The organism is Klebsiella sp. GN_Kp190 (genome assembly GCF_040061795.1).
Classification (GTDB): Bacteria; Pseudomonadota; Gammaproteobacteria; order Enterobacterales; family Enterobacteriaceae; genus Klebsiella; species Klebsiella michiganensis.
In genome coordinates this window covers 144,508-165,891 of the sequence record NZ_JBEAFN010000029.1, presented here as the reverse complement: position 1 = coordinate 165,891, position 21,384 = coordinate 144,508, and the positions used below count along the sequence as shown (strand labels likewise).

The window sequence follows — 21,384 nt, the reverse complement described above, 5'->3', positions numbered from 1 at the left end:
ATAGCTAGAGTCAGAAAGCGTCAGGAAGAGGCGCGCGCGATATGCGCCCGCCGTTGCCGCTGGTCACACCACAGGGTGAATATCCCCGCCAGCGCTACGATCCCCGCGCCGATCAGCGTTGAAGAACCGGGCAGGCTGTTTAAGAACAGATAACCGATGACCATCGACCAGACCAGCGTGGTGTAGTCAAACGGCGCCAGTAGCGAAGCGTCGGTAAACCGCAGGCTCAGCGTGACCAGAATCTGTGCCATGCCGCCGAAGAAGCCGCAGCCCACCAGCAACAGCAACTGACCCGGCGTAGGACGTACCCAGCCGAAGAGGCTGGTTGCCAGACCAATCAGGGTGGTCATCAGCGAGAAGTAAAAGACGATGGCGCCAGGTTTTTCAATGCCGTTGAGAAAACGGATCTGAATGTTGGAGGTGGCGGTGCAAAGAGCGGCAAGCAGGGCGAACGCGACGCCGAGAGCCATCCCGGACTGCAGATGGCCGCCAGCGAACAGCGAACCGCTGGCGGTTAAACTGGCGGAGAGCATAAACAGAATGCCCGAAAAACCGACGATAACCCCCAGCCAACGGGAAAAACGTACCCGCTCTTTCAGCAGCAGGGCCGCCATGATGACGGTGAAGAGCGGAGCAGCGTAGCTCAGTGCGGTGGCGTCGGCGAGAGAAATCGATACCAGCGCCAGATAGTTGAAGTACATCCCACCGGTACCGGAAAAGCCGCGAATCAGATGGCCGAAAATATTTTTGGTCTTGATACTGGCCAGCACGTTGCCCTGAATTTTTAACCAGATAAGCAGGGGAAACATAGCAATAAAAGAGCGAAAGAAGATCACCTCGCCGGTGGGAATCGCCCCCTGCAATCCTTTGACGCAGGCCAGCATTAATGTAGTGCATAGCGCGGAGAGTATTTTTAGATAAATCCCAAGTCGGGCATTCATGTGACTACCTTTGGTTAACGGTCGCGGAGGGACGCGGCGTGGGTGTCGCGCATGGCGTAACAGTAGAGGGCGCTCGGGGCAGGCAGATAAGATAATTTTGTTCTGTGAGGATAACTTTTGCTTATCTCCGCGCGCCGGCGCCGTCATATAAATCACCTATCTCGCAACAGCGTTTCCCTCTTACCCATCACCGAAACAATGTCGATATAGTCGCGATAAGTGGTTAGCCATACCGGCGAAACGGGAAACCTTTTACCGGGTGTCGGTACTCTTTTATCCAGACCGAGGAAAATAATAATGAAACTGAAGCGAAATGCGGGTTTAGCGCTGGTTCTGACGCTGGTAGCAGTGTCCGGGGCCGCGCGCGCCGACATGCTGGCGGATATTCATGCGCGCGGTGAGCTGAAGTGCGCGGTCTATTCTGATGTGCCGCCATTTTCTGCCCCGGATCCAAAAACCCGCCAGTTGGTCGGGATGGACGTTGAACTCTGTCATGCGCTGGCAAAACAGATGGGAGTCAAGGCTCAGCTGGTTCCTACTTCCGTGGAAGCGCGTATTGCTATCATCGCCACAGGGCGAGCCGACGTGCTGATCGCCAACCTTGCCTATACCAAAACACGTGGCCGCCAGATTCAGTTCAGTGACCCTTACTACGTCGCGAAAGAGATGCTGTTGGTAAAAGAGGCGAATGCCGATAAAACCCTTGCCGATTTTAAAGGCAAGCGTATCAGCGCCACCAAGGGCACCACCTCTGAACAATCCATCGTACTGAAGGGCGGCAAACCGGTTACCTTCCAGGACGCGGCGTCGGCGTTCCTTGCCCTTGAACAGAATAAGGTGCTGGGTTTCGTCACCAACACTATGACCGGTATCAAAATGATCGGTCAGGCAAAAAAGGACGGCATTAATCTGGCGATGATTAAAGAGCCGATGGCGCTAGAGCCTATAGGCGTGGGGATGAAGCAGGGCGAACCGCAACTGCTAGCCAGCGTCAATGAAAGCCTGAAGGTGATGGATGACGACGGGACGATCGACAAGATCTGGAATACCTGGATTGGACCGAATACCGAATACAAAATGGTCCGCGAAGAACGGGTACAACCGTTGTCCAGCCTTACGTTCGAACCGCTGGAATAAGTATGACGCCGACATCGAAAACGTTGTTACCCGAGCGCCGCGTTGAAATTCATGCCAGCGCTCCGGCGCGGATTTCCATGATGGGCAGCCGGGCCTGGCTTATCGAAGCGCCGGGTGCCTTTGACCTTCCTGCACAGCGCCGTATCTGGTCTATGGCGCAGAACCTGCAACAGTGGCCGGCGGTGGAATCCCTGATCCCCGGCGTGACCAATTTACTGGTATTGCTCCATGACACGCCGGAGGAACCGACGGCAGTGGAGCGCCGGTTACACGAGTACTGGCTGTCCGCGCAGGCGCTCAACCTCGAAGGGCGGCAGATTGATATCCCGGTGTGCTACGGTGGCGAACACGCCAGCGATCTGGAGGCGGTATGTCGGCATACTGGTTTTTCCGCCCGGGAAGTTATTCGTCGGCATTCGCAGGGGGTCTATACCGTGGTCGCGCTTGGCAGTGCGCCGGGGTTTGGCTATCTCCATGGTCTGGATCCGCGTCTGGCGACGCCGCGTAAAAAGGTGCCTTCGCTGAATATGCTCAAAGGGACGGTCACTATTGGCGGTCCACAGGCGGGGGTGTCGGTGTTGACCGGACCGAACGGCTGGAATGCAATCGGCTACGCGGAAATTGAGGTATTCAACCCCCACGCCGCCATTCCTGCATTGATGGCGCCAGGCGATATCATCCGTTTTCTGCCTGAGAGAGTCGAACTGTGATTGAGATTGAACAAAGCGGATCGCTAAATACGATTCAGGATTTAGGCCGTCCGGCGTGGCGTCATCTTGGCGTCTCAGTGAGTGGGGTGATGGATCCGCTGGCACTGCGCGCCGGTAACACCCTGCTGGGAAACGAGGAGAATGCGGCGGCCATCGAAGTTCAGATGTTTCCCTTTCGCGTGCGTTTCCTGGCGGACAGCTGGATCGCGCTCACCGGCGCCGATTGCCGGGCAAGGCTCGACGGCGATGAACTACCGGCCTGGTGGGGCTGCGCGGTACGTAAAGGCCAGGTGCTTGAGTTGCGTTTTCCCCGTCGCGGCGCACGCGGCTACTTATGCGTGGCAGGGGGTATTGATGTCCCTCTGGTTCTGGGCTCGCGCAGTACCGCCCTGCGTGGCGGTTTCGGCGGACTCGAGGGGCGGCAACTACAGCGCGGCGACGTGCTGTCCTGTGGTCCCTGGCAGGGGGCGCCACTCCCGGATTCCGGGATTGGCATTGAGCCGCCGGAAGTGGCCTTAAACGCCTTTTTCCCGCGCAACGCACAGGGCGATGTCCAGATCCGAGCTATACCCGCTGGCGAGTATCCGTTGTTTGCCGCTGATGCATCGCGGTTCTGGAGCCAGGCGTGGAAAATTTCGCAGCACAGCAACCGAACCGGCTATCGCCTGGCGGGAGAGCCTATCCTACCAGCCGAAACGGTTGAAATGCGCTCCTATGGCCTGATACCGGGCATCGTACAGGTTCCGCCGGCCGGCGAACCGATTATCCAGTTAAGCGATGCCAACACCGCGGGAGGCTATCCCAAAATTGCCTGCGTGATTGAAGAAGATCTCTGGCGTCTGGGCCAGCTCCAGGCGGGGCAGTCAATTCAACTGGTACAGGCCGATACGTCTACCGCCATCGCCGTGCGGCAGGAAATTGAACGTTGGCTGCAGCGTTTGCGCGTCAGCATAGCGCCGCTGGTCAAGGTCGTTGGTTTATAAGGAACTCAGCATGAAAATTGATGTGAACTCTGATATGGGAGAAGGTTTTGGCGTCTATCAGCTATGTGATGATTCAGCGCTAATGGATAAGGTCTCTTCTGCCAACATCGCCTGCGGTTTTCACGCGGGGGATCCGGCGATCATGACGCGGATGGTACGCCTGGCGAAAGTGCGCGGCGTGGGGATTGGAGCCCACCCCGGTCTGCCGGATCGCCAGGGCTTCGGGCGCAAAGAGATGGCGTTCTCTGCCGATGAGATCTGCCAGCAGGTGGTATATCAGCTTGGCGCGCTCTCTGCCATTGCCCGCGCCGAGGGGACCCGGGTAGTTCACCTGAGTTTTCACGCGGCAATGGGCAATATGATTAACCGTGACGATGCGCTGGCGCTGCAGGTGATGCAGGCCGTCGCCCGGATCGATTCGCAACTGATTATCTTCTGCCAGCCGGATACTATCATTGAACGAGCGGCGCAGGCTGCCGGATTGCCGACGCTGACGCTGTTTCTCGCCGACCGGGCCTACGACGATCGCGGACAACTTGTCCCGCGCGGTATTGCCGGTTCGCTAATCAAAGAAGAAGCGGCGGTGCGCGCCAGAGTACGTCAGTTTCTCCAGCAGGGAACTGTGACCACTTTTAGCGGCAATACGCTGTCGATACGTGCGCGTTCGATCCTGGTCCATAGCGATACCCCGGGCTCGCTGGCGCTGGCGACGCTGGTTCGTAGTGAGATTGAAGCCTGCGGTGCGACGGTAGCATCCGCGGCGGAGGTGCTGGCGCAGTAAAGCCTTTTCCCGTCACGAGGGGGGCAAATCGCGCCCCTGACCACTACCTGTTCTCCCTTTACGCTATGCGCTCTCGGACCCCCGGTCAGTCAAAACCCATTGGCCATCCCGCCAGGTATGAATCCATCCCGGCGCCCCTCTGGAACAATAAAAAATGCCTGCCGGGTCAGACGCCAGGCAGGCATTTCACTCTGCTTAGCGCGCACAATTTGCGCGCTACAGCTTAACGGCAACCCGCGCAGAAGGCCGCGAGGCGATCGCAACCGGTTTGCAGGCGTTCCATACTGGTGGCGTAAGAAAGGCGGAAGTAGGGGCTCATGCCGTAGGCTGCCCCCTGTACCGTCACCACGTGCTGCTCCTCAATCAGCGCCATTACAAAATCGGCGTCGCTGGCGATAAAATGGCCGCTGGCGCTGGTTTTTCCGATAAACGCCTTGATGTTGACGAAAAGATAGAAGGCCCCCTGCGGCTTATGGCATCGCAGACCGGGAATACCGGCAAGACGCTCAAGCACGTAATCGCGGCGCTGGCGATAGATTTCCGCCCGTTCTGCCAGCAGATCCTGCGGGCCATCCAATGCGGCGACGGACCCCGCTTGTGCCAGGGTCGTCACGCCGCCGCTGTTTTGCGTATTGACGTTGCTCATCGCCTTAATCAGCGTCAATGGGCCACCGCAAAAACCCAGCCGCCAGCCGGTCATTGAATAGGCTTTCGAGACGCCGTTCACTGTCAATACGCGATCGTACAGCCGGGGCTCCACCTGTGCCAGGGTCCAGAATTTCACGCCGTCATACAACAGATGCTCATAAATATCGTCGGTCATGATCCAGATATGCGGATGACGCAACAGCGTCTCACCGAGTGCCAGGAGTTCGGCATGGGTGGCGACCGATCCAGTCGGATTGCTGGGATAATTCAGCAGCAGCCATTTGGTCTTCGGCGTGATCGCTGCTTCGACGTCCTGCGGCAGTGGTTTAAAACCGTACTCTTCATGACAGGGTACTGGCACCGGTGTGCCGCCAGCGAATTTAACGATGTCGGCATAGCTAATCCAGGATGGCATGGGGATGAGTACCTCATCGCCGGGGTTAATGGTCGCCATCATAGCGTTGAAGATAATCTGTCGGGCGCCACCAGCGGTCAGGATCTGGCTGATATCGTAGCGTAGCTCATTGTCGCGCAGAAACTTGCGCTGGATGGCCGCACGCAATGCTGGCGTGCCGTCCGTCGGCGGGTAGCGGGTATCCCCGGCGCATGCTGCGGCATAGGCGGCATCGATCACGTGGGGCGGGGTGGGAAAGTCCGGTTCGCCGGTAGACAGACCAACGACATCGATTCCCTGCGCGGCGAGATCGCGTGCTTTTTGCGTCATGGCGACGGAGGCGGAGACGGTAACATTTTTGAGACGATCGGCTATATCAGGCATGAGGCTGCGGTTCCTGGTTCTAAGGTCAGCAAACCCACACGCGGCGCAGAATAATCCACCGTGTGCGGCGAAGGAGGTTAATACACATCAGCCAGCATAGAGGGGGGCGAAGGTGGCAAGCTAATAGCGCTTTGTTGTGGGGACATAACGCAATGCGATGACCGAAGGAAATCGTCCTCCTGGCATTCCGTTGACAAACAGGTATATGCCGCTGCACTCCGACGGTGCAAAGGCAACGGCGTTGAAGCGTGGGATGCCTGAAAATGGCGGCGCTATTGGCTGCCTGTGGTGCTCTTAGGCTATGGCACCGATCTTGCTTGCCATCAGAGATACGTATTGATGTGGGACTGCTACTATGAATCTTCGCCGCCTGAAATATTTCATTAAAATCGTCGACGTCGGGAGCCTGACGCAGGCCGCTGACATTCTGCATATCGCTCAGCCGGCGCTCAGCCAGCAGCTGGCGACTCTGGAAGGCGAAGTCGATCAGCAGCTATTAATTCGTACCAAACGAGGGGTCACGCCAACCAACGCCGGAAAAATTCTCTATACCCACGCTCAGGCGATTCTGCGCCAATGCGAGCAGGCGCAGAGCGCCATCGACGGTGCAGGCCAGGCCCTGAGCGGTCAGGTTTCTGTCGGGCTGGCGCCGGGCACAGCTGCCCAACTGCTGGCGATCCCGCTGCTGACAGAAGTCCAGCGCCAGCATCCCGGGATTGTGCTCTATTTCAATGAAAATTTTGGCACCACCCTCAGCGAATTGATTATGAGCGGTCGGATGGATATGGCGGTTATCTATGGTGACCGTGACATTCATGGATTGCGTTTTCTACCGCTGATGAAAGAAGAACTTTTTTTCGTCTGTCCGCACGCGCTGGGGGAGTCCCGGCGCGAAATCTCCCTGGCGGAGGTCGCCCGCTACGATCTGTTTCTACCGCGGATTTATAACATTATGCGTAAAGCCGCGGACGACGCCTTTACCCTGGCCGGACTGAGCTACCGGGTGAAGTGCGAGATTGAATCGCTGACCACGCTTAACGCCGCGCTGGCGGCGGATCTCGGCGGCACCATCATGCCGGAGTCCGCGGCGCGCACCATGCTCCAGCCCGCCAATGCCTGGATGGCGAGAATTGTCGAACCCAATGTACTCACCTCGCTCTCGTTCTGTATGTCCGACCATCTGCCGCTTTCGCAGCCCGCGGAGGCAGTGAAGGGGATTTTGCTCTCCCTGATGGCGCAGCGGACTGAGGACAACCGGCCGCTAACCCTGGTGGGATAATAAGTCCCCCTTATTGCCTCAAAGCGAAACCCTCTTATCAACCCTTCCGATCCCCGCGCTAGAGTCACTACTCTGGCGCGCGGCACAGCCGTGCTCTGACCCTTGCGCGATGGAATCATGATGGAAAAAGAACTGATAGCTTTTGAGGACGTGCGCCAGCTGGCGCAGAAGATGCATAACGCCGGACTGCGGGAGCTTGAGTGGCGCGGCGCGGACTGGTCGGTTCGCCTGCGCTACCCCAGTGGCAAAACGATGGCCGAACCGCCGCCGCTGGCGGCCGAAACCCGCCCACTATCGGTGTGTTCCCCGATGCCGGGACGCCTGTTGCTGAGCCACCCCAGCCATGGGGAGGCGTTCGTTAGCGAGGGGCAGCACGTTGCGCCGAACGATATCCTCGCGCTGGTGCAGGTCGGGCCGCTCTATTTGCCGGTGCGCAGCCCGGTGGCCGGGACGCTCAAAAGCCTTATGGCACCGGCGGGGAGCCGGCTGGAGTACGGCAGCGAGATCGCGCTGCTGCTGCCCACGGATGCCGCTTCCGCGAAGTTATAAGGACCCCTTATCGGGCCAAACTATTTATGTCTTATCCCCGTTGGACATAACTGCATACAGTCAGAAAAACAACGTCAAAGGCAGATCGGTCTGCCGCAACAGGAGAGGCTCATATGCCATTTTCAGATTATAAAGTGGCCCTGGTGACCGGCGCTTCCGCTGGGATGGGGGAAGCGATTGTCGAACGCCTTTGTCAGGAAGGCATTGAGGTCCATGCGGTCGCGCGTCGCCATGAACAGCTTGCCGCCCTGGCGGACAGAACTGGCTGCATTCCCCACGCCGTCGACGTCGGCGATCTATCGGCGCTGACCGCACTGTGCCAGGGTCTGCAGGTCGATATTCTGGTGAACAACGCCGGCGTTTCTCATCCGGGATCGATTCTCAATGCCGAGGCCGACTGGGTCAACACCCAGGTGGATGTCAACCTGCGTGCCGTGCTGCACCTGTGTCGTCTGTTGGTACCGGGAATGGTGGCGCGCGACTGCGGTCACGTCATTAATATTACCTCCATCGCTGCGATTTATAACTTCAATGGCAACTCCATCTATCACGCCACTAAAGCAGGCGTTCATGCGCTGTCGCGTCAGCTGCGCGTCGATTGTTATGGCAAGCGGGTGCGAATTACCGAAATTTGCCCCGGGCGGGTGGCGACGGAGATATTCGGTAACGTATCCGGCGATCACGAAGACGCCCGCCGTCGCTTTATCGATGGTTTCGAGCTGCCGGAAGCAAAAGATATCGCCGACTGCGTGGCCTTTGCGCTCGCCGCGCCGGTGGCAGTCAACATCGGCAATATTGAGATCACGCCGACACTGCAGGTACCCGGTGGGCTATCCACGATGCGTCCCGGTGACCGTGAGTCCTGAATGACGGCAAACGAGGAGGATATATGGCACTCGACTTCAGTAACGTGATGACTGGCCACTACGGCCAGATGATTATTGATGGCACCGTCGTCACTCTTGAACTGGCGTTGGGTGCATGGCTGCTGGCCATGTTTATTGCGCTGGTGCTGGTGATGATCCGTCTGAGCAACAAGCGCTTCGCGCAGCTTTTGGTCGCGGCGTATGTATCCTACCACCGCAATGTACCGACGCTTATTCAGCTGATGATGTGGTATTTCGCGATCCCGACGCTGCTGCCTGAGTCATTGCAGATGTGGGTCAACGAGATGAATGCGGAGTTTCTGTTCTCGCTGGTCGCTCTGGGATTGTGCCAGGCGGCCTATTTCTCTGAAGACATCCGCAGCGGTCTGCGTGCCATCCCCGAAGGCCAGAATGAAGCGGCGAGGGCGCTGGGAATGGGATATTTGCGCGCCATGTGGCTGGTGATTCTGCCACAAGGGATCCGTAATGCGTTGCCATCGGTGATTAATCACACCGTGCTGCTGTTTAAAAATACCAGCCTTGCAATGGTCATTGGCGTCACCGAGTTGACTTACGTAACGCGCGATATTGAAAACCAGACCTTCCGTACCTTTGAAGCTTATATGGTAGCGACGGTAGGCTACCTGGCCTTCTCTTTGTTGCTGATGGGGATGGGGGCGCTGCTGGCCCGTCGCTTTCAGCGCGCGTATGCGAGGTAATATGTATGTTTGATTTTTTCACGATTCTGCGTGATAACGGCCTGTTGTTGCTGATGGGGCAATATCCTGATGGTCCGCTGGGCGGTGTGCTGTGTACGTTGCTGGTGTCGCTGCTGGCAGTGCTGTTCGCCTTCCCGGTCGGCGTGCTGTTGTGCCTCGCTCGCCTCTCTCCGTGGCGCTGGCTGAGCTGGCCGGTTACCTGCTGGATCTATCTGCTACGCGGTATCCCTCTGATGATGGTGGTGTTCTGGACCTATTTCTGCGTGCCGCTGCTGATTGGCCACAATATTAGCGGCTTCAGCACGATGCTGTGTACGCTGGTTATCTACGAGAGCACCTACATCGCTGAAATTGTGCGCGGCGGGATCCAGGCGCTGCCTTCAGGGCAATATGAAGCCTCCCGTGCGCTGGGAATGGGGCATGTGCGGGCTCTGCGCCTGGTGATTCTACCGCAGGCGTTGTACAACGCGCTGCCAAGTCTGGTCAGTCAACTGGTGTCGATTATCAAAGATAGTACCCTCGGCTACGTTATTAACGTTCCGGAGCTAACCTATGCGGCCAACCAGGTCAGTAATCAGCTGCTGACAAAACCGTTCCAGGTCTTTGCCATCGTAGCGCTGAGCTACTACATCATTAATTTTAGCCTGACGTGGCTGGCCAATCGCCTGGAGCTGCGTATTGCCAGCAGGAGGCAACGTGCACAGTCCGCTATGGGAAAGCCGGTCACGCCGCTGGTTCTCGACCCGTCACCATCACAAACTCAATAAGGAGCAACCATGCGACCAATGATTCTGTTCAATCAGGTGAATAAATGGTACGGGGAATATCAGGCCCTGACCGACGTCAGCGCCGAAATAAAAAGCGGTGAAGTGGTGGTGGTGTGCGGTCCTTCCGGATCCGGCAAATCGACGTTAATCCGGACGGTCAACCGTCTTGAGCCCATCGAAAAGGGACAGATCCTGTTTGACGGCGTCGATATTCATGGCTCGAGCACCAGGCTGAACCAGCTGCGTACGAGAATCGGCTTTGTCTTCCAGAGTTTCAATCTGTTTCCGCACGTTTCGGTGCTGGAAAATATCATGATGTCGCCAGTGAAAGTTCTCGGCGAGAAGCGTTCGGAAGCCCGACGTCATGCCGGGGAGCTGCTGGAAAGGGTGGGACTATCGCACAAGGCAGACGTTTATCCGGCACAGCTTTCCGGCGGCCAGCAGCAGCGGGTGGCTATCGCCCGGGCGCTGGCGATGAAGCCGCCTGTCATGCTGTTTGACGAACCGACATCTGCACTCGACCCGGAGATGGTCGGCGAGGTGCTGAGCGTGATGCGCGGGCTGGCGCAGGAAGGGATGACCATGATGTGCGTTACTCATGAAATGAACTTTGCGCGTGACGTAGCCGATACGATCTGGTTTATGGATCAGGGACAAATACTGGAAAAGTCTGCTCCGGATAAATTCTTTACCGCGCCGCAACATCCGCGCGCGCGACGTTTCCTCAATGATCTACTGCTCCACTAGGAGTAAATTCACTAATAAAAGAACAGGTAAGAATTTTTCAGCCTTATAACGCCTGATGAACTTCATCGGGCGTTTTGTATTGTCGTGGCAGTTGTATTGTACATTTCTACCGGCTTTCTTGCCTGTTCAAGAGACCATCGGCAGGCATCCATTTTCGAGGTGTCGCAGATACAGATTCTCGACGGTCGTTCCGATAGCATTCATCCGGGCTCAGGCATTCAAATGGATAAGGATCATTTACCGTTGCTGGAAGACCAAAACCCGGTACGACGAAGCGAGATACTTTCTGGCACTGGAAGAGTGAAAATCTCCCTTACTAATGCCGTAAAAAGCTTGTCGAATGTCTCAGGGCGTGAAGCGGACGTTACTAACATCTATATGCATCAATCTGTGGGGAGCAGATCACTCACTTACGGCATTATATCTTCAAGTCCACACATAGGTAAGCTGTCATGTCTATCTCGATTAAAGCAACAACCAACACGCGTACTGGAATCAGGGGAGTACAACGACATGGGGCAATGTATCGATGGCGTGTTGATAAGGTAAGATTCAGAAGCCTTACAGGACAAGACCCAACGCTACCATTCATTGCCCTTCTTAAAGACCGAAAATCCGGGTGTATCGATTCTGTAGGCTTTCCAACGATTGAAGAGGCTGGGGATGACCTTTGCAGGTTTTTAAATGCCATGACAGGCAATTCATTTGCGTGCCAGTGACCTTGTTCGAAATTAATCCTGACACTGTACCCACCAGAATCAGCATAAACGATAAAGGAAATAAAGCGCTTCTATACGCTGCTTTACTCCCCCGAACCTGACGCAACAAGTTATGTGTCGAGGTAGTTATGGACAACGCTCGGTCGACTAGACTCAGACATCTTACAAGATTAGACGCTAAGCAAATTACCTATTATAAGGATAATTAAAATCTGTAAAACATCTCTTTGTCGACAGTTATGTCTGATAATAAGCATTAAAAAGTATAACTATTCAAGTATTATAGAATACGCAACACCGTCCCCCAATGAGAAACAGTAAATTAAAAGATGAAAAATGAGTTCAGTTGTATATCTTCTAGAGTATATAACTAATGAATTAACATAAAATAGAATAAAGCAATAGATCAATACGGGGTTTTTAGTTATTTAAATATATTTAATGTTGGTGGGGTTGATGCCTGCTATTAATTTGATGAAAGAGTGGTAATTGTATATGCTTTACTATACCAATAGCGTATGTAAATTACAATTCTCCCTTAATCATTGATTTACATAAAATGAAGGAGAGTCTTCCATATTACATTCGGTAATTTAAATGACACCAAACCTTTTTGAATTACTATATCTAAATATTAAATTCACAGCGATTGTAAGAGTGAAAATATATGAAATTATCAAAGTTTTTTACTTTAGTGTTTTGTAGTAGTGCGACCCTAAACTGTAGTAGCTCTGATACAGTAATAGCACCGTATGAAAAAACACTTGATTTAGATAGTTCAACCACCAGAAGTTTTCATTCAATGTTATATTATCCATCAGGAGTGCTACTTCACAACCCCGGCTATATTGTCGGCATTGAGAAATCGCCTAAAGACATTATTGGTGGGCCAAAACAAAAAAATGATGAAAATCTATTAAAAAATGATGCCTATATTAATAGCGAGACAAATGACAGCAATAATACCAGACATCAGATAAATAGATTCACAAAACACGATAGAAAGGCCATGTTTATTTCCCACATCATAAAAAATGACTTTAATGTAATAAAAGGGAATTTAACCACCCCTTACATTACTAATAATTATTGTTTTGTTTATAACTCATACATTTCAAAGCATTTGGCGAATGAATCTGGTATAGATCTAACGAAAATAAATGGATGGGAAGCATGCAAAATTTCCAGTGCTATTAAAGATGCAAAAGATGCTGAATTACACTCATTTTATAAAAATAGCGATGCAGGGTTGAATGCACTTAAAGACAATCTAAAATACGATCTTAAAACAGGAGCCTATAGCCACATACTGATCATTGTCATGGGGTGGAATACATCACAAAGCGAAGCAGTTAGAAATTTCAATGACATTGCAGGTAATATAATCACTGCATCTCTTGAGCAAACAAAAGAGAATGCAGAAAATCCTTCAGCCAAACTAAACACTATGATAGTTCCAAGATCAGTGGTTATAGGTCCAAGGGAAAGTGAAAATAAAAATATATTTAGACCTCTCATAATTGGTATAACGTGGCCTTCATACTGGTCAACTGGGATATTTAATGTAAGTAGCTATCCTAACAAAGCAAACGATGCAGACGAACTGGGTATAATCTGGCTTAATAAGATTATCAATAAAACTATACCAGAAAGCATGAGCGAATCAGGGGTCAAACTACCTGTTATTGCTATAGGTCATAGTTTTGGCGCTCGGGCAATGACTCGTGCACTATTTAGTAGTCCGTTTATCAAAAATGAAAAAATTGTTACGAGCCCAGTCAGTTTAGCTGTTTCATTGCAGGGAGCTATGAGTATAAACAGGTTCTTTCCTAAATTAGGTGCAGAGGGTGCTCCATATAGAGATTATGCTAGATTGACTAATACAAAAATAGTACTTACAGCTTCGCAATTCGATTCGGCAGTTACTATTGCGAAATGGACAGACCCTGCTGGTGGATATAAAAGTTATGAAAAAGCTTGTACACAGTCTATCTACTCTGGAGCATTTCACTGTATGACGGCCTCAGATACTTCTTCTAAAATAGAAAATGGAATATTTAAATTATGCAACCTTGGTGAAACTTCTGATGAATGTGCAGACCCGCTTAACTCCAATGTTGGCCCGAGAGTAATTGATTATATTGACACTTCAAACGGGATAACGGAATACAACTCACTGGGTACGGGGGGAGGTGCACACAGTGATATATATCGATTACCTATGGGGCGATTACTTTGGAGACTAATACAGGCTTATGCAATTGAAGGAAGACAATGAAGATCTGGAGGATTACAGCTCTCAAACAGAGGTCCGAGATGCAGAAAGGAAGCCAGAACTCAAAGCCTGACTAATGGCACACTTTGGAGAACATGAAGCAAAGGATAAATGTTGAACTGTCCGGGCCCCCTGAAGGATGTCTGTAAAAATGAATGATCTACTTTAAGTAGGCCTTTCAAACGTTGATAAATCGTAATGAAGAATACCTTTTGCTGAGTTACTTACCTACTAAATGGAAAATACAAAACCTAAACTAACCAATATTAATTTTTACATAAATAATTACTCAGACAAGCATTCACCAGAAAGATTCTGCCCATTCCAACCTATATAAGCTGTACTATGTACAGTTTTGTAGTGCCGACAGGCAAAAGAACGAACTGACCTGCTCCTCACAGATTGATGCAGATAGATGTTAGCAACATCCGCTCCTCGCTCGCTACGGACCTTTCTGAGCATGAGTTTATTCTGTGTCCAGGTGCGGAAGTGGCTAACAACAATCTGTATGGTTCAACGTGGAACGGGTCATTCCATTGACCTGAGCACTTAGTACTGTAGGATTGCTAATTATCTTTCTGATTCACCACTAACAAGGAAAAGGCATGTTCGGATTCTTTAGAAAGCAAAGACCTGAAACTGAGCCCGGGCAAGGTTCCTCAATCACGGCAAAACAGTTTATTGCACTGACGCTGAGTGATGAAAAGCTGTCTATGCCCGTCTATCTTCCGGGGATCCGTAATGAAGATGATTGTGAGAATATTGGGCTAGGTCCTCTCATTTATATCTGGAATTTGGATCGTACCGCCGGCACATTCAGCCTCTCTGTTAACGGTAATGCGATTGGCCACCTTCTTGAGACATTTGTGCCCCGAGATAACCCTGCGTATGTTGAAATCCGTGATGAGGCAATGAAGGTTATCGCTGAAGTATCTACTCAGTCCGTGCTGACAACGATAGAGAAAACTGGTCTCATGCCTGATATTTTGTTTGCCTACCACGCTGAGAACGCACAGCAGGAGCCAAGCTGACATTCAGGCAGAGCTTGAGATTACGCTAGGGACTAACTTAAACAGTCCTGCCATCGCAACGCTAAATTAGCGTCAAGAAACGCTTTAAATTGCCGAATTATATATTTAGCGTTTTCCCTGAAAGTAAACAAAATGTGTGAACCGTATGAAGAAAATATTACTTCTTTTTCCGCTGGTGTTTATTGCGCCGGTACAGGCTTCTGAAGTCACTGTAGGTCAGGTTTGCAAGGCTGCTTCTGCTGCGATGTTTGGCCGTGACCATAAGATTATGCAGTTGGATAAAGTCGAATCAGGTATTGCCTACGTACATTATATCCGACAGAACGATGGCACCCGTTGGGCAATCAAGTGCAAACTTATAGGTGATCAAGTTATGTGGGCATCTGACAATCCTAACAGCACCGGTCGCTGGCGGGATGATCCTGCGGACAGTACAGTTAAATATACTATTGATGGTAAAAAAATAATTATTACCGAGCTCTACAGTGACGGTTCCAGTACCACGAACTCTTATCCCTTGAAGCAGCTAAAATGACTTTGAACTGCTCTCCGTTGATTACGACACCTCAATGTTAGTCACGTAGTTGTGGGAGTTGCGAACTTCCGCTCCTCGCTCAAAGCTTCTCGTCAACTCGTCTGATTAGCCGCACCCGGATCATCGACCCCGATTTGACCCGAACTTCCTGATTCGCCCCCTTCCTTGCGGGTGGGGGGCTATTCACAATATCAGGACTAAGCGGGGTTCATGAACCGTCTTCTGCAGGATCTGAGGCGGTCACACTTGCTTTCCTCATCGCCTGGCTGTACTGCCAGGTAGAAACCAGACATATTAGTAAAATCGGTATCATTATCAGACCCAGCAGCTTCCATCCCAGCAGGGCCAACATCACGCCCGCTCCGGATGTGGCTATCGCGGAGAAAATAAAGCGGCTGGTTTCGGCCAGGCCCTGCGCCTTTTTTCGTTCATTATCACGGTAGGACAGACTGAGCAGCGTCGAGCCGCCAACAAACATAAAGTTCCATCCGACCCCCACCAGAAGCAGACTTAAGCTGTATGCCAGCATCGTTTCCCCGGTCAGGTTTATCACGACAGAAGATATGTTGAGCGCAATCCCCGCATACAGCAGAACGGTGAGTCCCAGTTTTCGTATCAGAAGGCCGGTAAACAGTGAAGGGACATACATCCCCAGCAGATGCAGCTGAATGACCAGTGCACCATCATTCATCGAGTGGTGGTGCGTAACGGAGAGGGGGGCCGCCGTCATTAGAAAAAGCATAACGAAGGAGCCAACAACCAGGTGAAACCAGGCCGTACGATAATCCGGACGTTTCATTAATTCCCGACTGGTTGGCGATACTCCCGTGATCGCCCGGGTGTTGGAGGAGGGGACATCTCTTTTTGAACGATCGAGGAACAGAGCCAGGTTAAGTGCAGACAGAATCCCCAGTCCTGCCACAACGAGATAAACACCGGCAAAGCGAGGAAGTCCGGGGATATCCCGTGCAACAATCGTCAGTAACGGCCCCAGGATAGCGGCCACAACGCCGCCAATCATGACCAGGGAGATTGACTGCCCTTTCACTTCAGGCGGGGAGTGATCGGCAGCAACCAGACGATAGTACTGGCTGAAAGCCTGATAAACACCCACAAGAAAGCAGCCGGTGCAAAAGAGTAAAAAACTGCCGTTCTGCACAGCGAGAAAAGACAAAAATCCGCCCGCGGTACCGCATAAAGAGCCCAGAATAAACGCGAGTTTTTCGTTTCCGCGACCAATCATGCCGGCCGCAAACAGACTCGAGAACGCGCCGGCGACTGTGATGAGTGCAAACGGAACCGTCGCCAGTTGATCAGACGGCGCCAGCTGATAGCCCACCAGGGTGGCAATAGTCAGATCAACAGACACGGCACAGGTAAAAAACAGATTACTGACCGCTAGTATCACGGGGATCCTGCCAGGTATATATCGCATGGTGCCCTCCTATAGGGATTAACTTAACGACAGTAAAGCGAAAGAATCATCGGTTAAACGCTGCGTTAACTCTTCCAGGCTGATGCCGGGAGGGACAAAAAAAAGGGGGGACGGCTCACGTCCGGATGGACTGACTCCGGTATACCCGGCTGCGCGAACCTCTCTTTCCAGACGTATATCCAGCAGAAACCCGTTTTGTGTTGGTTCAAGAACAGCCACACCATGCCAGGGGACCCGGGAAGAAGAAGGTGATATCTGTACAGAATAATGCCCGTGTTTCTCATCTTTACGGTGTATCGACATACGCAGGGTGTCCGGGAAAAGGGATCGCACATCATCGAAGCCGGTTGTATTTTTACCTGCCGTATTGCTTTCATAAGCTGCAACGTATCTGGCAACAGCCTGCAGCACCTGATTCAGGATCACCCGTCTCAATAACTCATCATCTTCTTTCCGGGGGGTATAGATATTTTTCATGAACTGACAGTAAAACTCATCGTAATCAAGCGACTGCTCCCGGGCATATGTTTCAAGGAGTGGGTAGGGAAGAGCAAAGAGAAGCGGTTCAAAAAGCTGCTGGAGACGGGGATCCAGCTCCCGTAACGTTGTAAGAAAAGCCGCCCTTCCTTCTGCTTCATACAAACCTTCATATTCACTGATACATGCCATCAAAGTACTAAGTTTGGCGGAGTATTCAAGATCATTAAAATACCGGGTTTTCCATGATAAGTTATTCTGGATATCTTCATAGCGGATAAGGGACAGTAAATGACTATCCATATTGACTGTATTCATAAATGCCAGAAGATCGGTGCGATAGTCCCGTATCATTTTTCGCTCAAGCATATCGAAGCACGGATAACGATATTCATCCTGGATAGCATAAATATGTACCGGCGTAATGTCCGCCTGTATCCAATGCCTGAACTGTACCGGAGTCATTTCAGAATCTGAAAGCAGGAGTAAAAATGAGGAGAGATGTTCCGGGCATTCATAACTCAGGCATGTATCATTCTGCAGTATCGAGCGGATAAACTTTCGCCGGCGAATATACTCTTTTCCGGAATAACGATGCTTTAAAGCCTCTTCAATACGAGCCATCGTCTCACCACGTCTACCGGATGAAGGTTCTCCGACTTGCCGTAACAGTGACCTGGCATCATTACCCTGCGCTTTGAGTGCATCGGATATGGAATGAGCCAGGTTAAACAGACTTAGCTGGACCTGTCGGCAGCTGTCAGCCAGAGCATAGAGTATACTCAGGGTGAAGTATTCCCCAAGGTCCGGCAATAAAGAGTCATGTTTGAGTGGTGACGGTGTCCGGAAAGGTAACAATAATATGGAGAATGTCACCCGTCCAGATGAGTCAGTCTGAATATCTTCCACCCGTTGTGCGCGAGCCTTTGTACTTAGAGTTCCTCTTCTGATTAGCCGGGATGTCATGACTTCAGTAATAATCTCGCGAAAATCACAGGGATTGTCCTTATCAGCCCTCAAAAGATTCCTGAGTGCTTTGTTTGAGATTCTGTCTGTCAGTTGATCAATCAGAGCACCATATTTTTTACTTATCCATTCGTCAATTATTTCGCCAGGGACAATATGGTTTTCTTTTGACGGGATGTGTTCAGGGAGTGTCTGCAGTATGCAAAATGTTGAAGCAGTTTCATCAGTATGATATTCGTCATGACTGGTCGTAAAATGACTTAATACAGGTTCCATATTTATTACCTCTCCATTTCGTGAAAAATAGATAAAGCAAAAATGGTGCCATTAAAAAAAGGATTTGGACCGCGTTTTTCGGAGTTCTTGCACCGATGGGAAGCAAATGTATCAGCCCTGGTGCAATAAATTTAATCCCATGCCGTTATTATTAAATTTGAAATTGATAAATTATCTTTTGATGTGTTTTTGAAATTAAAAAATAAAGGTTGTCAGGATAATGCGGGGTCAACTATCGAAAGCGATGGGTTTAATATTGCCATTGTTATCCTCGACTCTGAACCGGGGAAAATACCCTCTGCTTTTATCTCAGCACTGCAGTAACCGGACCATCAATGGCCAGCCGGCTCATCTCTTCAAGCGCGGCCTCGGATATCACCGTCAGGCGAGACAGATCAACCGCCATTCGACCCAGTTTGCGGTAGCAAGCCTGGTAAACTATCCAGTCCACAACACAGCCATTCGTCAGCCAGCGAACGAGCACCGTCTCAGTGGCGGCTGTTACACGATCCAGTTCGTTTAATGTGTTCATGATTTTATTCTCTTTATACGATTATTTCGCAGACACATTTTTCCTGTCACGATCGAAATTTTGGAAATGAAAAAATGCCATCGACGCTATGCTGAGGATGAACCATACCAGTGAGTTTGAGTGGGGGGGGATGGAGGATTGGGCAAAACAACGCTTAGTCCATTGTCCGCTCGGTGCCAAAAGCGGACCTTAGCCTAAGAAATTTAGTCGTCTCTACGTAAATAAATTAAGGAATAGGGTTTGCTTGTTCTTCTGCTGGCATCACTTCTTCAGGTTGAGCCTCAACTTCAGCAATGGAGTTCAATTTGTCCCGAAGTCCCATTATTGTATGACGCAGAGGTTCTAACAATTCTGGTTCTTGATCTGCTTGTTGTACTACCCATTCAGCAAATGTATCTTTGCTTTCAGGAATTAGGGTTAGGATGTGGTAATGTAAATAATCATCTCTTTCATTTATATAATCAACAATTTTCCCAAAGTTATCGGGGAAAAATTCATTATGTGGTGTTTTTGTAACTGTCAAAAAACCTGCTTCTGATGCTCTATGCTTAACCTCTGCCGAGAATATATTCTCCAAACATCCTGGCCAAAAAGATTTTTCCACTCTACAATCTGTCATCAGTTGTCGCAGTTCATTAATAAATGGCAATCGACACCAATAAACTTTATTAGAATTGTCTTGTATCCAAACTGCGCCATCACCTAATTTTTTATTTTTATAAAGCTCACGACCTTCTTTATCATTATCAACTAATGCAAAAACAGCTCGCCCAGGCGCTAATGTTCGGATAATTTTACCGTTACGTGCAAGAGCCTCCATTTTAGTTGTGCCTCCTCCAGATTCGAAAGTGAAAGGCATCTCACCTCCGACAAATAGCTCCCAAGCCTTTGCGAATACAGCTGCATCTGTGGCACCTTCAACAAAAACGATTGATGCATTATGCTGTAATAACTTTTGTTCTAATGAAGCGCTCAACTCTTTTGACTTTTCTATCTCTGCATGAGCCTGCTCTAGGTAACTACTAATCACTGGAAGATGCGGTGTCTCACCCATTAACTCACTTGGAAGTTGTGTTGAATCTTTAGATAATTCTTTTACAACAGAGTTCAAACGCCCCATATGTTGATGTGTTTTAGAAACAAAATACTTGCTAACCCCATCATCTTTGAGTGAAAAAAATGCGGGACTGTGGCTAGTTAAGAATATTTGTTTGTTCTTAGCTTTTCCTAGCTCTAAAAATACTTTAGCTTCTTCAATGGCATTTGCAAGCTCTAATGAATTTTCAGGTTCTTCAAAACCCCATATATGGTATTCCTTTGAACTATTGTCTGAGAGAAATGAAAGAATCTGAGGAATATGTCTAACCTGAATACCATCGCCGCGTTGTAAAGTCAAACTGTATGAATCACCTTCCTCTGAAGTAACTTCAAAATCCAAAGATTTAAATAAGTCAGTAAGATCTCTGGGTGTAGAAACAGAACTATTGATTTTAAGAGATGTTAAAAGACCTTGGGTTAATTCTTGAGTTCTATTTCTTAGGGCTTCGGTGAAATTAGTTAATGAACCAGAAAATTCAGCATGTTCAGAAATAACTTTATAAATTTCCGCTTGGAGGCCTTCAAATATTTTTCTGTCTTTTATTGCAGGTATGTAATGAAATTGTATTTTGTTAAGAAACCTAGTTAAGTATTGCTGTAGATTAGGTTGAGTTATTGAGGAGTAAAACTTTGGTTCCTCTTGATTAGTAATGCTCCATTGTTTCTTAACCCAAAATGAGTCTCCTAACGATGCTCTCCAGTTTATTGGGGTTGTGAACCAAATCTTTACATAAACAAACTTTCTTATATCATTTTCTGGTGTTGCTTCAGAGCGGCGAGCATGTGAGAAATCACGCTCAAAACGAAAAGCTTGATTTGGATTTGTTTCATTTCTAAAAAATAAATTTAGTGCTCGCAAAACGTTGCTTTTTCCAGCATCGTTTCTTCCAAAAATAATATTAGTCCCGGAACAATTATTTAAATCATCTTTATAAATAGAACGAAAATATGCAATTTCAACTTGCTTTATAAGTTTCATTAGTATCACCCTATTAAAAAGGTCAGTTCATTTCGGCCTATCCTACCTTCTCCATAGGATATTTATAGCAAAACCAACACTACTAAGCGATCTGATGAAGCAATCTTTATGTGAACTGATTGAACAGGTCCTTCACTGAACCAACTATTCTACGTG

The 21,384-nt window shown here is 50.0% G+C and carries 19 protein-coding genes; 13 read left to right on the top strand and 6 right to left on the bottom strand.

All coding sequences use genetic code 11. From position 1 onward, the window contains the following. Positions 1-20: 20 nt before the first annotated feature. The gene (locus tag ABLU67_RS18575; protein WP_348852448.1) at positions 21-941 is read right to left on the bottom strand and encodes a DMT family transporter; all 921 of its coding nucleotides are present in this window, start codon (positions 939-941) and stop codon (positions 21-23) included. A gap of 297 nt (positions 942-1,238) precedes the next feature. Here ABLU67_RS18575 and ABLU67_RS18570 point away from each other — a divergent pair, with 297 nt between their 5' ends. Genes ABLU67_RS18570 through ABLU67_RS18555 form a run of 4 tightly spaced genes read left to right on the top strand, consistent with a single transcriptional unit; the run spans position 1,239 to position 4,552 of the window. Then, on the top strand, positions 1,239-2,078 hold the full coding sequence (locus ABLU67_RS18570; RefSeq protein WP_004222836.1) for a transporter substrate-binding domain-containing protein: 840 nt from the start codon (positions 1,239-1,241) through the stop codon (positions 2,076-2,078). A gap of 2 nt (positions 2,079-2,080) precedes the next feature. Beyond that, complete coding sequence (gene pxpB, locus ABLU67_RS18565; RefSeq protein WP_048994187.1) at positions 2,081-2,788, top strand: 5-oxoprolinase subunit PxpB; 708 nt, start codon at positions 2,081-2,083, stop codon at positions 2,786-2,788. Further along, the gene (locus tag ABLU67_RS18560; RefSeq protein ID WP_021312347.1) at positions 2,785-3,771 is read left to right on the top strand and encodes a biotin-dependent carboxyltransferase family protein; all 987 of its coding nucleotides are present in this window, start codon (positions 2,785-2,787) and stop codon (positions 3,769-3,771) included. The genes pxpB and ABLU67_RS18560 overlap by 4 nt, the downstream gene beginning before the upstream one ends. Before the next feature lie 10 nt (positions 3,772-3,781). Then, positions 3,782-4,552, top strand: coding sequence for a 5-oxoprolinase subunit PxpA (locus ABLU67_RS18555; RefSeq protein WP_021312346.1), 771 nt, complete (start codon positions 3,782-3,784; stop codon positions 4,550-4,552). 223 nt (positions 4,553-4,775) lie between these two features. On the opposite strand, the gene ABLU67_RS18550 is transcribed toward ABLU67_RS18555, so the two are convergent. Then, positions 4,776-5,978, bottom strand: coding sequence for a pyridoxal phosphate-dependent aminotransferase (locus tag ABLU67_RS18550; protein ID WP_101856806.1), 1,203 nt, complete (start codon positions 5,976-5,978; stop codon positions 4,776-4,778). Between the two features lie 355 nt (positions 5,979-6,333). Between ABLU67_RS18550 and nac the strand changes: the two genes are divergently transcribed. The 9 genes from nac (at position 6,334) to ABLU67_RS18505 (ending at position 15,465) form a co-directional block, all read left to right on the top strand. Further along, entirely contained in the window at positions 6,334-7,257 is a 924-nt protein-coding gene (gene nac / locus ABLU67_RS18545) for a nitrogen assimilation transcriptional regulator NAC (RefSeq protein ID WP_004222846.1), read from the top strand. 117 nt (positions 7,258-7,374) lie between these two features. After that, on the top strand, positions 7,375-7,806 hold the full coding sequence (locus ABLU67_RS18540; RefSeq protein ID WP_224385139.1) for an acetyl-CoA carboxylase biotin carboxyl carrier protein subunit: 432 nt from the start codon (positions 7,375-7,377) through the stop codon (positions 7,804-7,806). Positions 7,807-7,919: 113 nt separating this feature from the next. Then, the gene (locus ABLU67_RS18535; protein WP_224385138.1) at positions 7,920-8,672 is read left to right on the top strand and encodes an SDR family oxidoreductase; all 753 of its coding nucleotides are present in this window, start codon (positions 7,920-7,922) and stop codon (positions 8,670-8,672) included. A gap of 23 nt (positions 8,673-8,695) precedes the next feature. Then, the gene (locus tag ABLU67_RS18530) at positions 8,696-9,391 is read left to right on the top strand and encodes an amino acid ABC transporter permease (RefSeq protein WP_004222853.1); all 696 of its coding nucleotides are present in this window, start codon (positions 8,696-8,698) and stop codon (positions 9,389-9,391) included. Positions 9,392-9,396: 5 nt separating this feature from the next. Beyond that, a complete protein-coding gene (locus ABLU67_RS18525) occupies positions 9,397-10,158 on the top strand; it encodes an amino acid ABC transporter permease (protein WP_032753693.1) in 762 nt (253 codons plus the stop codon). Positions 10,159-10,167: 9 nt separating this feature from the next. Beyond that, positions 10,168-10,905 carry an amino acid ABC transporter ATP-binding protein gene (locus ABLU67_RS18520; protein WP_048331620.1) on the top strand — a complete coding sequence of 246 codons (738 nt, stop codon included), beginning with the start codon at positions 10,168-10,170 and terminating at the stop codon, positions 10,903-10,905. A 1,386-nt stretch (positions 10,906-12,291) separates the two neighbouring features. Continuing rightward, complete coding sequence (locus tag ABLU67_RS18515) at positions 12,292-13,902, top strand: hypothetical protein (RefSeq protein WP_224385137.1); 1,611 nt, start codon at positions 12,292-12,294, stop codon at positions 13,900-13,902. A gap of 602 nt (positions 13,903-14,504) precedes the next feature. Beyond that, positions 14,505-14,930 carry a hypothetical protein gene (locus ABLU67_RS18510; protein WP_224385136.1) on the top strand — a complete coding sequence of 142 codons (426 nt, stop codon included), beginning with the start codon at positions 14,505-14,507 and terminating at the stop codon, positions 14,928-14,930. Positions 14,931-15,075: 145 nt separating this feature from the next. Then, a complete protein-coding gene (locus ABLU67_RS18505) occupies positions 15,076-15,465 on the top strand; it encodes a hypothetical protein (RefSeq protein WP_224385135.1) in 390 nt (129 codons plus the stop codon). 208 nt (positions 15,466-15,673) lie between these two features. Here the strand turns inward: ABLU67_RS18505 and ABLU67_RS18500 are convergent, their stop codons facing one another. From ABLU67_RS18500 to ABLU67_RS18485, 4 genes are all read right to left on the bottom strand, one after another. Next, positions 15,674-16,900 carry an MFS transporter gene (locus ABLU67_RS18500; protein ID WP_224385134.1) on the bottom strand — a complete coding sequence of 409 codons (1,227 nt, stop codon included), beginning with the start codon at positions 16,898-16,900 and terminating at the stop codon, positions 15,674-15,676. A gap of 18 nt (positions 16,901-16,918) precedes the next feature. Next, positions 16,919-18,619, bottom strand: a complete 1,701-nt coding sequence (locus ABLU67_RS18495) for a hypothetical protein (protein WP_224385133.1) — start codon at positions 18,617-18,619, stop codon at positions 16,919-16,921. A gap of 304 nt (positions 18,620-18,923) precedes the next feature. Then, a complete protein-coding gene (locus tag ABLU67_RS18490; protein ID WP_224385132.1) occupies positions 18,924-19,151 on the bottom strand; it encodes a hypothetical protein in 228 nt (75 codons plus the stop codon). Between the two features lie 226 nt (positions 19,152-19,377). Then, positions 19,378-21,228 (bottom strand): AAA family ATPase, encoded by a 1,851-nt coding sequence (locus ABLU67_RS18485; RefSeq protein WP_224385131.1) that lies wholly within the window; start codon positions 21,226-21,228, stop codon positions 19,378-19,380. Positions 21,229-21,384 lie beyond the last annotated feature (156 nt).